We start from the raw sequence: 13,006 nt of genomic DNA, 5'->3' as shown, positions 1-13,006 counted from the left end.
GCATGAACCCCTACTCTATGTGCGACAAACTTCACCACGATCCTGCGAGGTCGCAGCATGACAGCGTCCGAACGTCTCCCGTCCACCGCGATCGACACCACCACGCCGAGTATCGCGCGTGCTTATGACTACGCGATCGGCGGAAAAGACAACTACGAGGTCGACCGCGAGCTGCTCAGGCAGCTCAACCAGGCCGTCCCCGAGGTCAACGTCATCGCCGTCACCAACCGTTCGTTCCTGATCAGGGCGGTCCGGTTCCTCGCGACCCAGGGCCGGATCGACCAGTACCTCGACTGCGGATCCGGCTTGCCGACAGCGGAGAACACCCACCAGGTCGCGCAGCGCCTCAACCGGGAGGCGCGAGTGGTCTACGTCGACAACGACCCGGTTGTCGTCGCGCACGGCCGCGCCTTGCTCGAGGAGAACGAGAACACGCATTTCCTCGATGCGAACATCTTCGAGCCGCAGGAGGTGCTGGAGAGCGACCTCGTCCGGGAGAAGCTCGACTTCACGCGGCCGCTCGCGCTGTTGCAGGTGGCCACACTGCACCACCACAGCGCGGACTTCGGTCTCCCGCCTGCCGAGGTCATGCGTGGCTACATCGACGCGCTCCCGTCGGGCTCGTTCGTCGCGTTCAGCCACTTCCTCGACCCGGAGAACGAGCACAGCGAAATGGCCCACCGGGTGCAGTCGATCCTCAACGCCAGCACCAGCAAGGGTTTCTTCCGCACGCGCACCGAGATCATGGAGATGCTCGACGGTCTGGACCTCATCGAGCCGGGTCTGGTGATCAACGACGAGTGGTGGCCGGACGGACCGAACCTGCAGGAACTGCCGCCCGCTGGGCACTGCATCGTGGCGGCCGTCGGCCGCAAGCCGTAGCGTCCATCATGGACACAGCTGGAGGCCCTTGCGCGAACGTTGCGCAAGGGCCTCAGGCTTTTGTGCGGGCGGGTTCAGCGGCGCCCGCGTGGGACCTGCCCGAGTTCGGGAATCAGATAGGCCGGAGCATGCGGCGCAGAACGTATTTCATGATGCCGCCGTGGCGGTAGTACTCGGCTTCGCGCATGGTATCCAGCCGCACGCGGGCACGGAACTCGATGTCGTCGGCGCGGACGGTCACGTGCTGGGGAACGCGGCCGTCGTCGAGCGCGGTGAGGCCGGTGATGGTGAACGTCTCCGCACCGGTGAGGCCGAGCGTGCCCGCCGTGTGATCGTCGGCGAACTCCAGCGGCAGCACGCCCATGCCGATGAGGTTCGAACGGTGGATACGTTCGAACGACTCGGCCAGCACCGCGCGCACACCCAGCAACGCTGGGCCTTTCGCGGCCCAGTCGCGGGAGGAACCGGTGCCGTACTCCTTGCCGGCCACCACAACGAGCGGTGTCGCGCTGTCGCGATAGGACATCGCCGCGGCGTAGATCGTGGCGACCTCGCCGGTGACGTCGCGGGTGAACCCGCCTTCGACGCCGGGCACGAGCTGGTTGCGCAGTCGGACGTTCGCGAAGGTGCCGCGCATCATGGCCTCGTGGTTGCCGCGCCGCGAGGCGTAGGTGTTGAGCTCGCGTGATCCGACGCCGCGCTCGCTGAGGTAGCGGCCCGCGGCCGACTGCGGGGTGATGGCACCCGCGGGTGAGATGTGGTCGGTGGTCACGGAGTCGCCGAGCTTGACCAGCACCCTGGCGCCGTGGACGTCGGTGACCGGCGCGGGTTCGAGGTCCATGCCGTCGAGGTAGGGCGGCCTGCGCAGGTAGGTCGACGCGTCGTCCCACGCGTAGGCCTGCGTGTCCGGCGCGTCGAGAGCGCGCCAGCGCTCGTCCCCGCCGAACACGTCGGCATAGGCGTCGGTGAACATCACCGGGTCCAGTGTGGACTCGATGATCTCGGCCACCTCGCGGGAGGACGGCCAGATGTCGCGCAGGAACACGGGTTCACCGTCCGTGCCCGCGCCCAGCGGCTCGGTGGTGAGGTCGAGGTCCATCGTCCCGGCCAGCGCGTAGGCGACGACGAGCGGTGGCGAGGCCAGGTAGTTGAGCCGCACGTCGGGGTTGATGCGGCCGTCGAAGTTGCGGTTGCCCGACAGTACGGCCGCTACCGAAAGGCCGTCGTCGTGCACCGCCGCCGACACGGCGTCGACGAGCGGGCCGGACGCGCCGATGCAGGTCATGCAGCCGTAACCGGTGAGGTGGAAGCCGAGCTGTTCGAGATACTCGACGAGCCCGGCCTTGGTGTAGTAGTCCATGACCACGCGGGAGCCGGGGGAGAGCGTGGTCTTGACCCACGGCTTGGTGCGCAGGCCGCGCGCGGCGGCGTTACGGGCCAGCAGGGCCGCGGCGACCATCACCGACGGGTTGGAGGTGTTGGTACACGACGTGATGGCGGCGATCGCGACGGCGCCGTCGGCGATCTCGTGGCGGCGCCCCTCCAGCACGATCGTGGCTCGGGCAGGCGGGTCCGCGAGCTCCGCCCGCAGCCCCGCCTTGGCCTCGGTGAGCCGCACCCGGTCCTGCGGCCGGCGCGGACCGGCCAGCGACGGGACCACAGTGGACAGATCCAGATCCACGTGCTCGGAGTAGCGCGCGGTGCTGGCCGGGTCCGCCCAGAGCCCGAGCTCCTTGGCGTAGGCCTCGACGAGCGCGACCCGCGCGGCGGGCCGTCCAGTGAACTTCAGGTAGCGCACGGTCTCGGCGTCGATCGGGAAGATCGCACACGTCGAGCCGAACTCCGGGCTCATGTTGGCGATCGTCACGCGGTCCGCGACACCGATCTGCGCCACACCGGGGCCGTGGAACTCCACGAACTTGCCCACGACCCCGTGCTGTCGCAGCAGCTGGGTGAGGGTGAGCACCAGGTCGGTGGCGGTGGCTCCCTCAGGTAGCGCACCGTGCAGGCGGACGCCGACGACGCGGGGCACGAGCATCGTCAACGACTGGCCCAGCATCGCTGCCTCGGCCTCGATACCGCCGATGCCCCAGCCCAGCACGCCGAGACCGTTGACCATCGTGGTGTGCGAGTCGGTGCCGAGGCACAGGTCGGGAAACGCCGCGCCGTCCCGTTCGATGACCACGCGCGCCAGGTACTCGACGTTCACCTGGTGCATGATGCCGGTGCCAGGGGGAACGACGGCGAAGTCGCGCAGTGCCGACTGGCCCCACTTGAGGAACCGGTAGCGTTCGTGGTTGCGCCGGTACTCCAGCTCGACATTGCGCACGGCGGCATCCGGGGTACCGAAGACGTCCGCGATGACGGAGTGATCGGCGACGAGCTCGGTCGGGATGTGCGGGTTCACCCGGGCGGGGTCGCCGCCGAGCGCGACCATCGCCTCCCGCATCGCGGCCAGGTCGGTGAGCGCGGGGACACCATTGGTGTCGTGCAGGAAGGCTCTTGCCGGGAAGAGGCTGATCTCGTGTGCGGGTTCGGCGCCGGGGTCCCACTCGGCGACCGCGCGGATCTGCTCCGCCGTCACCGTCTCGCCGTCCTCGTGCCGGAGCAGGTTCTCCAGCACGATCTTGAGGCTGTACGGCAGATCGGGTGGCGCGATGCGGTCGATCCGCCGCACAGCGTACGTGCGGTCTCCGACCGAGAGCGTGCCTCCGGTACCGAAAGTGTCCATTGTGGTCATCGCGAGCCGGTTCCCTCGGGCAGGTCGGCAGGAAAGGCGGGCGTGCAGAACGTGTTGACGTGCTCGCCTTCCTCGACGCAGTCGGCGGCGACCGCCCGCCAGGCAGCGTAGTGCGGTGCGGCCCGATGGGCGGTGTAGAACGCCTGCTCGTCGGTGTAGATCTCGTACAGGACGAACCGCAGTGGATCGTCGACGCGGCGGTGGACGTCGAAGCGCAGACAACCCGGCTCGTCACGCAGCGACGCGTGCGCATTGTCGCGGATCCCGCGCAGGAAGGTGTCCACCTTCTCCGGCTTCACCTTCAGGGACACGATCACGGTGAACACGGCGCTCCTTCGGTGTCGCCGAGTCCGAACGGGACGCCGCACGAGTCGGCGAGGCGGCGGAGGTCGTCGACGGTCTTGGCAGGCAACGCGATGCCGTCGGTGGCCGCGGCGGCCTCGGCGCGGTCCTCGAGCTCGCCGGGGTAGCAGATCTCGCTGGAGCCCTCGGCGAGCGGTACGGCCTTGGTGGTGGAGATGAGGTCGTCGAGCCTGGCCGCGAACTCGGCGGGTGGCCCGAAGGCGTCCAGTCGCAGGGCCAGCACCAGATGCCCGCAGCCGGAACGCCGGTCGGGCACGTAGGGCCCGGTGACGCCGGTGGCGTACGACGACCCGGTGAGCACGCCGGCAAGGATGTCCATCATGAACGAGATGCCGTACCCCTTGTGCCCGCCCAGCGGGAGGATGACGCCGTCGAGTGCGGTCCGCGGGTCGGTGGTCGGGGCGCCGTCGCGGTCGATGGCCCAGCCCTCGGGGATGGGCTTGCCACGTTCGAGCGCGGCGTAGATCTTGCCGCGTGCCACCGTGGTGTTGGCGATGTCGAGCACCACCGTGCCGCGACCGCCGGCCGGCACGGCGATCGACCACGGGTTGGCGCCGACGGTCTTCTCCCGCCCGCCCCACGGCGCCATCGCGGGGCTGCCGTTGGTGAAGAGGATGCCGACGTGCCCCTCGGCGGCGAGGCGACGCGTGAAGTACGCCGCCGTGCCGAAGTGGTTGCTGTTGCGGACCCCGACGACACCGGCGCCGTGTGCCGCCGCCCGCGCGGCCGCCTCGTCGCAGGCGTGCGCGGTGACGATCTGGCCGATGCCGTCCCGCCCGTCGAGCACTGCCACAGCGCCGGCGTCGACGACCGTGATGGGCTCGGTGACCGGCTGGACCACGCCGGCGCGGATGCGGTCGACGTACCAGGAGAGCCGGAGCATGCCGTGCGATGGATGCCCCCACGCGTCCGCGACGGCGAGGCTGTCACTGACGAGCCTGGCGTCGTCTTCGGGAACCCCGACGGCGGTGAGGATACGGGTGCCGAGTGCGGTGAGCTCGGCGCGGGTGACGTGTGATTCGCTCAAGACGTGAGCCCTTTCGCGTGCAGTTCCGCGACCTGGTCCTGCCCAAGCGGTCTGGTCGGCAGGTCCCGCACCAGCAGGAAGATCCGGGCGGTCTCCTCCAGTTCCTCGACGGCGTCCGTTGCAACGGCGAGGTCGCGGCCCGCGACGATGGGGCCGTGGTTGGCCAGCAGGAGCGCGTGGTGCTCGCCGGCCACCTTCTCGGCGAGCGGGCCGAGGCGCGCGTCGCCGGGGGCGTGGTACGGCAGGAGGGGGAGCGCGCCCACGCGCATCGCGTAGTACGCGGTGAGCGGCGGAAGCGCGTTCGACTCGTCGAGCCCGGCGAGGCACGACACCGCGACGGAGTAGGTGCTGTGCAGGTGCACGACGGCCGTTTCGGCCGGCCGCGCCCGGTACATCGCCAGGTGCAGGAACGCCTCCTTCGACGGTTTCCGCCCGTCCAGGTGCGTGCCCTCGAGGTCGAGTACCGACAGCTCCGCGGGGTCCAGCGCGCCGAGTGACGCGCCGGTCGGGGTGAGCAGCACGTGGTCGCCGGTACGGACGCTGATGTTGCCGGTGCGGCCGAAGGTGAGCCTGCGCGCGAACAGGGACGCGCCGAGGTCGGCGATTCGCTGCCGGAGGTCCACGGTCATGCGGTCACCGTCGCGTTCTCGGTCGCCGCGCGCACGAGCAGGTCCGGGCCGCCGAAGTTGCCGGATTTGAGCAGCAGCGCCAGCCGCGGCTCGCCGGTGCTGAAGCACCACGGGACTCCCGGGTGGGCCTCGGCGCCGACCTCGACCGCCGTCACACCGACGGCGTTGACCACGGCACCGGACGTTTCGCCGCCCGCGACGACGAGGCGCCGGTAACCCAGCCCGACCGCGGCGGCACCGACGGCCGCGAGCGTGCGCTCGAACAACTCGGCGGCGTCGGGTCCGGCGCGCAGCTCGGGCGGCGCGGACGAGTACACCAGTACAGGGCCGCCTGCGTGGTCACGCAGCCAGCGCAGTACATTGTCCCGCAAAACATCCGGGTCCCCGGCCTGGTCGAGGCGGTACGAGGGCAGCTCCGCACGGGCCCGCTCGACCTGCGCCAGCGTGGCCGCCGAGCAGCTGCCCGCGAGCACGATCGCCGGTCCGGCAGGCAACTCGGGGAGCTCCTGTGTGGACACTGGTTCGGGGACGGCCGCCTCGCCGACGGCGCGGCCCAGCCCGGCCGCGCCGGTGAGCACGGCGAGATCCGTGGTCGCCGCCGCGATGGCGGCGAGGTCGTCGTCGGTGACCGCATCCGTCACGGCGTACCGGATTTCCTTGTTCCGCAAGGTGTTCAGGTGTGCCCGCACTGCCGTGGCACCGGCGCGGACCACGTCGAGCGGCACCAGGCCGACGGCATGCCGCGTCTGCCGCCCTAGGACGCGGACCAGGTCCGCGTCGGTCATCGGCGTCAGCGGGTGGTGCCGCATCGACGACTCGGACAGCAGGCGGTCACCGACGAACAGATGTCCTTGGTACACCGTGCGGCCGTGCTCGGGGGCGGCCGGGCACACGACCGTGAGGTCGGCTCCCGCCGCGTCGAGCAAGGCGTCGGCCACGGGCCCGATGTTTCCGGCGTCGGTCGAGTCGAACGTCGAACAGTACTTGAAGAACACCCTGCCGACACCGTGCCCGGCGAGCCACCGCTGCACGCCCAGCGTCTCGTCAACGGCCGCGGCCGGCGCGACCGCGCGGGTCTTCAGCGCGACGACGACGGCGTCGCACTGCGGCAGCGCCGCGTCGTCGGCGGGGCTGCCGAAGAAGAGTACGGTTCGCAGCCCCGCTCTGCGCAATGCGGCGGCGACATCGGTGCCGCCGGTGTAGTCGTCGGCGATACAGCCGATCACTTCTCTGCTCCGGTGATCGCCGTGGCGATCGCGGTGGCGAACTCGCTGGTGCCCGCCGTTCCTCCCATATCCACAGTGGACGTCCCGGCGCGGACGGCGCTGGTGACGCCGGACTCCACCAGTTCCGCGGCGCGGCGCAGGCGGTCGTCGCCGTGACGCGCGCCGAGCCAGTCCAGCAGCATCGCGCTGGAAAGGATCATGGCGACCGGGTTGGCCAGGTTCCTGCCCGCGATGTCGGGTGCGGACCCGTGCGCTGCCTGCGCCATGGCTTGGTCATGCGAGGCGTTGATGGACGGCGCGATGCCGAGCGACCCGGCGATCTCGCCGGTGAGGTCGGAGAGGATGTCGCCGAACATGTTCTCGGTGACGATCACGTCGAAGGAGTCCGCGCGCCGCAACAGGTGCACCGTCATGGCGTCGATGTGGTAGTCGTCGACCTCCACCTCGGGGTACTGGGTGGCGACTTCCTGGCAGACGTCCCGGAACAGTCCGGTGGTCAGGCGCAGCACGTTCGCCTTATGGACGATGGTGACCTTGTTGCGGCGACGGCGCGCGAGGTCGAACGCCGTGTGCGCGATGCGCTCGACGGCGTCCCGGGTGATGATGCCGTGTGCGATGGCGACGTCCGGCGTCGGCATGATCTCGCCCGTACCGGCGAAGGTGTTCCGGTCGGCGTAGAAGCCTTGCGTGTTCTCGCGGACGATGACCAGGTCGGTGCCCGCGACGATGGCGTTGGCGCCCTCGATGGCCTTCGCCGGACGGATGTTGGCGAACAGGTCGAACCGCTTGCGGATGGTGCCGCTCGGGTTGAGCCGGGAGCGGTGCGGCTCGGGGTAGGCGGCGCTGTCGTGCGGGCCGAGCAGCCAGGCGTCCAGTTCGGACAGTGTCTTCAGCGTGACGTCGGGCACCGGAGTGCCGTGGTCGTCGATCGCCGAGCGGCCCAGAGGCAGCGGCATCCAGTCGATGGCCGGTACGCCGGCCGCCTCGATCGCCGCGTCGACCACCTGGACGGCGGCAGGCACGATCTCCGCCCCGATGCCGTCGCCTTCGAGCAGGCCGAGCCGGTAGTTCTGCTTCGTCATGGTGTCCCTTCAGGAGGTGATGGTGGCGAGTTCGGCGGCCTCGTCTGGCAGCGCGGTCTCACCGGGATAGATCAGGCACGTGGCCGGGTCGAGGAGGAGGCCGACCTCGTCGGTGGTGCCGGGTGTGTCGCTGTCGGCGTGCAGCACGAGGTCGCCGACGGCGATCTCGTGCTCGAACCGCGCACCGATGTAGGCCGTACGCAGGATGCGGCCGTGCACCACACTGTGCGGGTGGCGGGGTTGCTCGTCGTCCGCCCGCAGGATCCGGAGCTTCTCGGGCCGGACCGCGACCGTCGCCTTCGCGCCATGGGGCAGGTCCAGTCCGGACTGAACGGTGACGTTCTCGCCGTTGCAGTCCAGCTTCACCGCGAGCAGGCCCTTGGCGGGCGCGCCCTGGACCACGCCGGGCAGGAAGTTGCAGCGCCCGATGAAGCTGGCGACCTCGGGAGCGGCCGGCTTCTCGTAGATCTCGGTCGGCGTGCCGACCTGTGCCATGTTCCCCTCGCTCATCACGGCAATGCGGTCGCTCAGCGCGAGGGCCTCGTGCTGGTCATGGGTGACGTAGATCGTGGTGATGCCGGTTTCGGCCTGCAGCCGTTTGAGCCAGGCTCGCGCCTGCTCACGCAGTTTGGCGTCCAGGTTGGACAGTGGTTCGTCGAGCAGCAGCACGGAAGGGGAGTAGGCCAGTGCGCGGGCCAGCGCGACGCGCTGCTGCTGCCCGCCCGAGAGCTGGTGCGGGTAGCGGTCGCGCAGGTGCACAAGCCCCACCTTGTCGAGTGCGCTGTCGATCCGCTCCCGCTGCTGTGCCTTGCCGAGCTGGCGCAGCTTGAGCGGAAGGGCGAGGTTACCTGCCACCGTCATGTGCGGCCACAGCGCGTAGGACTGGAACACCATGCCCAGGTTGCGTCCTTCGGGTGGGATGAACGTGCCCGCCTCGGCGTCGGCGAAGACGGCGTCGCCCACCGCGACGCTCCCGCCGTCGGGCCGCTCGAGCCCGGCGACGCACGCGAGCGTGGTCGACTTGCCGCAGCCGCTGGGGCCGAGCAGAGTGAAGAACTCGCCGTCGGCGACGGTGAAGCTCACGTCGTTCAGTACCGTGGTGACCTTGTTGTCGCTGCTGAACTTCTTGACGAGATGTCGCACGGCGACCTCAGGCATGGGAGCGCCCCTTCAGTAGACGGTTGGCGATGCCGACGAAGACGGCGGTGATCGCGATCTGGAGGGTGGCGAGCGCCGCCACCGAGCCGGTGTTGCCCTGGACCCACAGTTCCAGCGCGGTCGTGCCGATGACGTTGGACTCCGCGCCGGCGAGGAAGACGGCAGGGGAGTACTCCTTGATCATCGTGACGAACACGAGGATCATCGAGCCGGCCAGCGCGGGGGTGAGCAGGCGGCCGAGCACCCTGGTGAAGGTCTTGAACCAGTCCGCGCCGCTGACCCGCGCGGCGTTGTCGAGTTCCTGCCCGAGTTGCATCACCACGGGCGCGATCGAGCCGAACGCTCCGGGCAGCGCACGGAGTCCGAACGCGATGACCAGTGCCCAGATCGTGCCCTGGATCAGCCCGCCGATCGACGCGGGCGCGTAGGCCAGCGCCCAGAAGTAGCCGATACCGACGATGATGCCCGGCATAGCCTGTGGCGCGAGCGAGAGGTACTCGACGAGCCGGCCGAACCGGAACGGCGAGCGCCTCGCCACCACCACCGCGAACATCGCGAGCAGGCTCACCAGCACGGCGCCGATGAGCGCGATCAGGATGCTGTTCCAGATGGACTGGATGTAGGCGGGATAGGTGAAGATCCGCTCGTAGTTCGCCATCGACAACGTGTCGAACGGCGACTGCAGTGGTGTGAACACCTGCGTGAACGACCGGAAGATCAGCCCGCCGATCGGGATGAGCGCGCCGACCACGAGGTAGATCGCGACGAAGGCGATGCCCGCCCAGCGCAGCCGGCCGAGGTCGAACTGGCGAGGCCGGGTGGCCTTGCCACGCACCGAGACGAACCGCTGGGCGTTGCGCAGGAGCTTGACCTGCACCCACACCAGCAGCACCGTCACGAGCAGGATGATCACCGACGCCGCGCCGAGTACGCCGTAGTCGGGGTCGATCGCCTGCAAACCGTTGGTGTAGAGGAAGGTCGAGAACACGTCGATGCCGACGGGCTGGCCGTAGAGCAGTGGCACGCTCAGTGTCTCGATCGACATGCTGGCGATGAGCACCGAGCTGTAGACGATCGGCGGGCGCAGCATCGGCAGCACCACCGAGCGCAGGATCCGCAATGGACCGGCGCCGCAGACCTGGGCCGCGCTCTCCAGTGACGCGTCGCTCTGCCGCAATGCGTTGCTGCAGAAGACGAACGCGATCGGGGCGAGCGCGACGGCCTCGGTGATGGCCATGCCGGGGATCGAGTAGAGGTTCCACGGAACCGTGCCGACGAGGTCGCGCACCCACACGCTCACGAAGCCCGCGGGACCGTACATCGTGATCCAGCCGAAGCCCAGGATGAGCGACGAGATGAAGAACGGCCACTGCATGCCGCCCGCGGCGAGCCTGCCCAGCGGCAGCCGCGTCCGCACGACCAGCACCGCCATCGGCACGGCGATCAGCTGCGCCAGCACGGTGGTCAGGCCGGCGAAGAGCACCGTGTTGAGCGCGACCTGGCCGAAGTTCGCTTCGGTGAACAGCCGGACGTAGGTGTCGAGTGTGAAGACCCCACCCGCCTCGTACAGCGGGCGGTCCAGAAAGGACTGGTACAGCGTCGGCACGACCGGCGCGAGCACGAGCAGGGCCACGACGCCGAGCACGGCGTACTGGATCCACGTGCCCCGGCCGGCACCGGCGATGGTCCGGTAGCGAGGGGGCTTCAGCTCGTCCCGCTGCGGCGGCGGGGAGGTGACGGTTGCGGTCATGATGTGCGGCGATCTCCTCGTCAGCGGTTCAGCAGCCCGTTCCAGCGGTCGACGAACTTCGTGACCTCCGCCTCCGGGACCGCCTCGTAGCGGGCGAAGATCACGTTGTCCTCACCGACCTCCTTGACCAGGTCGGCGTAGGTGCGGCTGCCTTCCGCGGTGGCGACGCCGTCGCGGAACGACGTCAGGCCGCCCTTGGCGATGGCTGCCTGCCCGTCGGCGGAGAGCAGGAAGTCGACGAACAGCTTGGCGGTGTTCGGGTGCGGGGCCTGCGCGGCGATGCCGGCGGCGCGGGGCAGTACGACCGTGCCGTCGTCGAGGAACGTCGTCACGAAAAGACCACCGCTGCGGTCCTCGACCGGGAAGGCAGGTGCGCCCGAGATGAAGAAGCCTGCCACGTACTCGCCGGAGGTGATCTTCTCGATCTGCGTTCCCGACGACGTCTCCGGCCGCGCCAGCGGCAGCAGCGTTTCGAGCGCGCGCCAGGCGGCCTCGGGGTCCTTCTGCCCGTACACGTAGTCGTAGGAGACGGTGAAGCCGAACGCGCCGCCCACGTCCCGGATCATGATCTTGTCGCGGAAGGTGTCGGGGTGCTGCTCGGCGATCCGCGCGAGGCTCGTCAGGCCAGTGGGGCGCTGGTCCTCGGGCAGCAGCGCGGTGTTGTACGAGATCGTCATCGGGTCCAGCGACATCGCGTACACGCTGGGCAGCACCTGCGCGAAGTCGGGCACGTGGGTCAGCTCGGGCGAGCGGTAGTCGGCCAGCACACCGGGGCGCTCTGCAAACCCGGCCCATGCCTGTGCCGCGTTGGAGACGATGAGGTCGGCGGGGGAGCCGTTGGTCGCCTGCTCGCTGAGCACGCGCTGGAACACCTCGTCGCTGTCGAGGTTGCTCGCGTTGATCTTGGTGACCCACGGGAACTTCGCCTGGAAGGCCTCGAACACCGGGGCCCAGTTCTCCTGGTCGGTGTTGGAGTAGATGGTGAGGGCGCCACCCTCGGTCTTCGAGCCTTCGACGATCGAGTTATAACCTGCCGGATAGTAGTCCGGTAGCGCGCCGGCCTCCTCGCCGGCGCCGGCGGCGCCGGTCTTCGGCCCGCAGCCCGCCACCGCGGCGACGGAAACGGCGGTGGCAACGATGCCGGTCAGACGTAGGAAACCACGACGGGAACGGCTGGCGGAGAACGACGGCTTCGTCGTTGTGGTCATCGAACTCTCCTCGGACTGAGGGGCAGCTCTGCCTCCTCTGGGGTGTGCGCCACATCCTGAAGGTTATAACCTCGGAAAGTCAAGAGCGGTTCTCGGTCGGACATGCCAGCCCTGAGATGGGTTTCCCGGTTTTGCTAGGCTATAGCCGTTGAGAGGAGTTGGGGGTATGGCGGAACCTGCCTCGGCCTTGGTGACGAAGAGCGAGCTCGCGTACAACCGGGTGCGGGAGAAGATCCTGTCCGGCGAGTTCCTTCCCGGGTCGGTGATCAACCAGGCGACGCTGGCTCGCACGATCGGGATCAGCACCACGCCCCTGCGTGAGGCGCTGCGCAGGCTCAAAGCCGAAGGCCTCGTCGAGCTCGATGCCCACCGCGACGCCCGCGTCGCCGGGCTGAGGGCCGAGGAGGCGCGCGACCTCTACGAGGTGCGCCGGTCGCTCGACCCACTCGCCGCGGCGCTCGCCGCGCAGCGCAGGACGAAGGCGGACATCGCCGAGATCCGCGAGGCGGCGCAGGGCCTCGCGGCGCTGCCGAGCAACCCGGAATACGGCCAGTTGCTGCACCACCGCGGGTTCCATGCCGCGATCTACCGTGCCTCGCACAACGACCTTCTCATCGAGACCCTCGAAAGCCTGTGGGACAAGGCCGACCGCTATCGCAGGCTCGCACTCGAGGTGGAGCGCGGGCCCGAGGAGCGCGCCAGGAAGGACAAGGAGCACGAGGTGCTACTGGAGAGCGTGATCGTGGGGGACAGCGACACGGCTGAAGCCGTGATGCGCGAGCACATCGACACCAGCCTCGGCGCGAAAGCCGCGTGGCGGCTGCTGAAACCGCACGCCGGATCGTGACTTTCCCAGCTGGTTTTTGTTTCTTTCAAAAAGAATCTAAATAGTCGCTGGTCGGCTGGTTTCTTTTGAAATCATTGCCGGCTAACCTTTTCTG

11 protein-coding genes are annotated in these 13,006 nt (G+C 69.2%); 2 read left to right on the top strand and 9 right to left on the bottom strand.

Annotated features, from left to right (window positions below):
• Window positions 1–57 precede the first annotated feature (57 nt).
• The gene (locus ABZ863_RS16025) at window positions 58–882 is read left to right on the top strand and encodes an SAM-dependent methyltransferase (protein ID WP_358535849.1); all 825 of its coding nucleotides are present in this window, start codon (window positions 58–60) and stop codon (window positions 880–882) included.
• Between the two features lie 112 nt (window positions 883–994).
• On the opposite strand, the gene acnA is transcribed toward ABZ863_RS16025, so the two are convergent.
• Genes acnA through ABZ863_RS15980 form a run of 9 tightly spaced genes read right to left on the bottom strand, consistent with a single transcriptional unit; the run spans window position 995 to window position 12,065 of the window.
• Window positions 995–3,622, bottom strand: coding sequence for an aconitate hydratase AcnA (acnA, locus tag ABZ863_RS16020; protein ID WP_358535847.1), 2,628 nt, complete (start codon window positions 3,620–3,622; stop codon window positions 995–997).
• Window positions 3,619–3,948, bottom strand: a complete 330-nt coding sequence (locus ABZ863_RS16015; protein WP_358535845.1) for a putative quinol monooxygenase — start codon at window positions 3,946–3,948, stop codon at window positions 3,619–3,621. The genes acnA and ABZ863_RS16015 overlap by 4 nt, the downstream gene beginning before the upstream one ends.
• Window positions 3,936–5,012 carry an Ldh family oxidoreductase gene (locus ABZ863_RS16010; RefSeq protein ID WP_358535843.1) on the bottom strand — a complete coding sequence of 359 codons (1,077 nt, stop codon included), beginning with the start codon at window positions 5,010–5,012 and terminating at the stop codon, window positions 3,936–3,938. The genes ABZ863_RS16015 and ABZ863_RS16010 overlap by 13 nt, the downstream gene beginning before the upstream one ends.
• Window positions 5,009–5,641, bottom strand: a complete 633-nt coding sequence (otnC, locus tag ABZ863_RS16005; protein ID WP_358535841.1) for a 3-oxo-tetronate 4-phosphate decarboxylase — start codon at window positions 5,639–5,641, stop codon at window positions 5,009–5,011. The genes ABZ863_RS16010 and otnC overlap by 4 nt, the downstream gene beginning before the upstream one ends.
• Window positions 5,638–6,867, bottom strand: a complete 1,230-nt coding sequence (gene otnK / locus ABZ863_RS16000) for a 3-oxo-tetronate kinase (protein WP_358535839.1) — start codon at window positions 6,865–6,867, stop codon at window positions 5,638–5,640. The genes otnC and otnK overlap by 4 nt, the downstream gene beginning before the upstream one ends.
• The gene (locus ABZ863_RS15995; RefSeq protein WP_358535837.1) at window positions 6,864–7,949 is read right to left on the bottom strand and encodes an isocitrate/isopropylmalate dehydrogenase family protein; all 1,086 of its coding nucleotides are present in this window, start codon (window positions 7,947–7,949) and stop codon (window positions 6,864–6,866) included. The genes otnK and ABZ863_RS15995 overlap by 4 nt, the downstream gene beginning before the upstream one ends.
• A 9-nt stretch (window positions 7,950–7,958) precedes the next feature.
• Window positions 7,959–9,107 carry an ABC transporter ATP-binding protein gene (locus ABZ863_RS15990; protein WP_358535835.1) on the bottom strand — a complete coding sequence of 383 codons (1,149 nt, stop codon included), beginning with the start codon at window positions 9,105–9,107 and terminating at the stop codon, window positions 7,959–7,961.
• Window positions 9,100–10,857 (bottom strand): iron ABC transporter permease, encoded by a 1,758-nt coding sequence (locus tag ABZ863_RS15985; protein ID WP_358535833.1) that lies wholly within the window; start codon window positions 10,855–10,857, stop codon window positions 9,100–9,102. Before ABZ863_RS15985 ends, ABZ863_RS15990 begins: the two co-directional genes overlap by 8 nt.
• A 20-nt stretch (window positions 10,858–10,877) precedes the next feature.
• Window positions 10,878–12,065 (bottom strand): ABC transporter substrate-binding protein, encoded by a 1,188-nt coding sequence (locus ABZ863_RS15980; protein ID WP_358535831.1) that lies wholly within the window; start codon window positions 12,063–12,065, stop codon window positions 10,878–10,880.
• Window positions 12,066–12,231: 166 nt separating this feature from the next.
• On the opposite strand from ABZ863_RS15980, the gene ABZ863_RS15975 reads away from it, so the two are divergent.
• Window positions 12,232–12,912 (top strand): GntR family transcriptional regulator, encoded by a 681-nt coding sequence (locus tag ABZ863_RS15975; RefSeq protein WP_358535829.1) that lies wholly within the window; start codon window positions 12,232–12,234, stop codon window positions 12,910–12,912.
• Window positions 12,913–13,006 lie beyond the last annotated feature (94 nt).

It is taken from the genome of Saccharomonospora sp. NPDC046836 (assembly GCF_040645195.1).
In the GTDB taxonomy this organism is placed as follows: Bacteria; Actinomycetota; Actinomycetes; order Mycobacteriales; family Pseudonocardiaceae; genus Prauserella_A.
This window is presented reverse-complemented; position numbering and strand designations above follow the sequence as displayed.

Bases quoted from the DNA above. Each gene is read 5' to 3' on its own strand.
- ABZ863_RS15995 (WP_358535837.1), bottom strand. From the start codon at position 7,949: ATGACGAAGCAGAACTACCGGCTCGGCCTGCTCGAAGGCGACGGCATC.
- ABZ863_RS15985 (WP_358535833.1), bottom strand. From the start codon at position 10,857: ATGACCGCAACCGTCACCTCCCCGCCGCCGCAGCGGGACGAGCTGAAG.
- otnC (WP_358535841.1), bottom strand. From the start codon at position 5,641: ATGACCGTGGACCTCCGGCAGCGAATCGCCGACCTCGGCGCGTCCCTG.
- ABZ863_RS15980 (WP_358535831.1), bottom strand. From the start codon at position 12,065: ATGACCACAACGACGAAGCCGTCGTTCTCCGCCAGCCGTTCCCGTCGT.
- ABZ863_RS15990 (WP_358535835.1), bottom strand. From the start codon at position 9,107: ATGCCTGAGGTCGCCGTGCGACATCTCGTCAAGAAGTTCAGCAGCGAC.
- acnA (WP_358535847.1), bottom strand. From the start codon at position 3,622: ATGACCACAATGGACACTTTCGGTACCGGAGGCACGCTCTCGGTCGGA.
- ABZ863_RS16025 (WP_358535849.1), top strand. From the start codon at position 58: ATGACAGCGTCCGAACGTCTCCCGTCCACCGCGATCGACACCACCACG.
- ABZ863_RS15975 (WP_358535829.1), top strand. From the start codon at position 12,232: ATGGCGGAACCTGCCTCGGCCTTGGTGACGAAGAGCGAGCTCGCGTAC.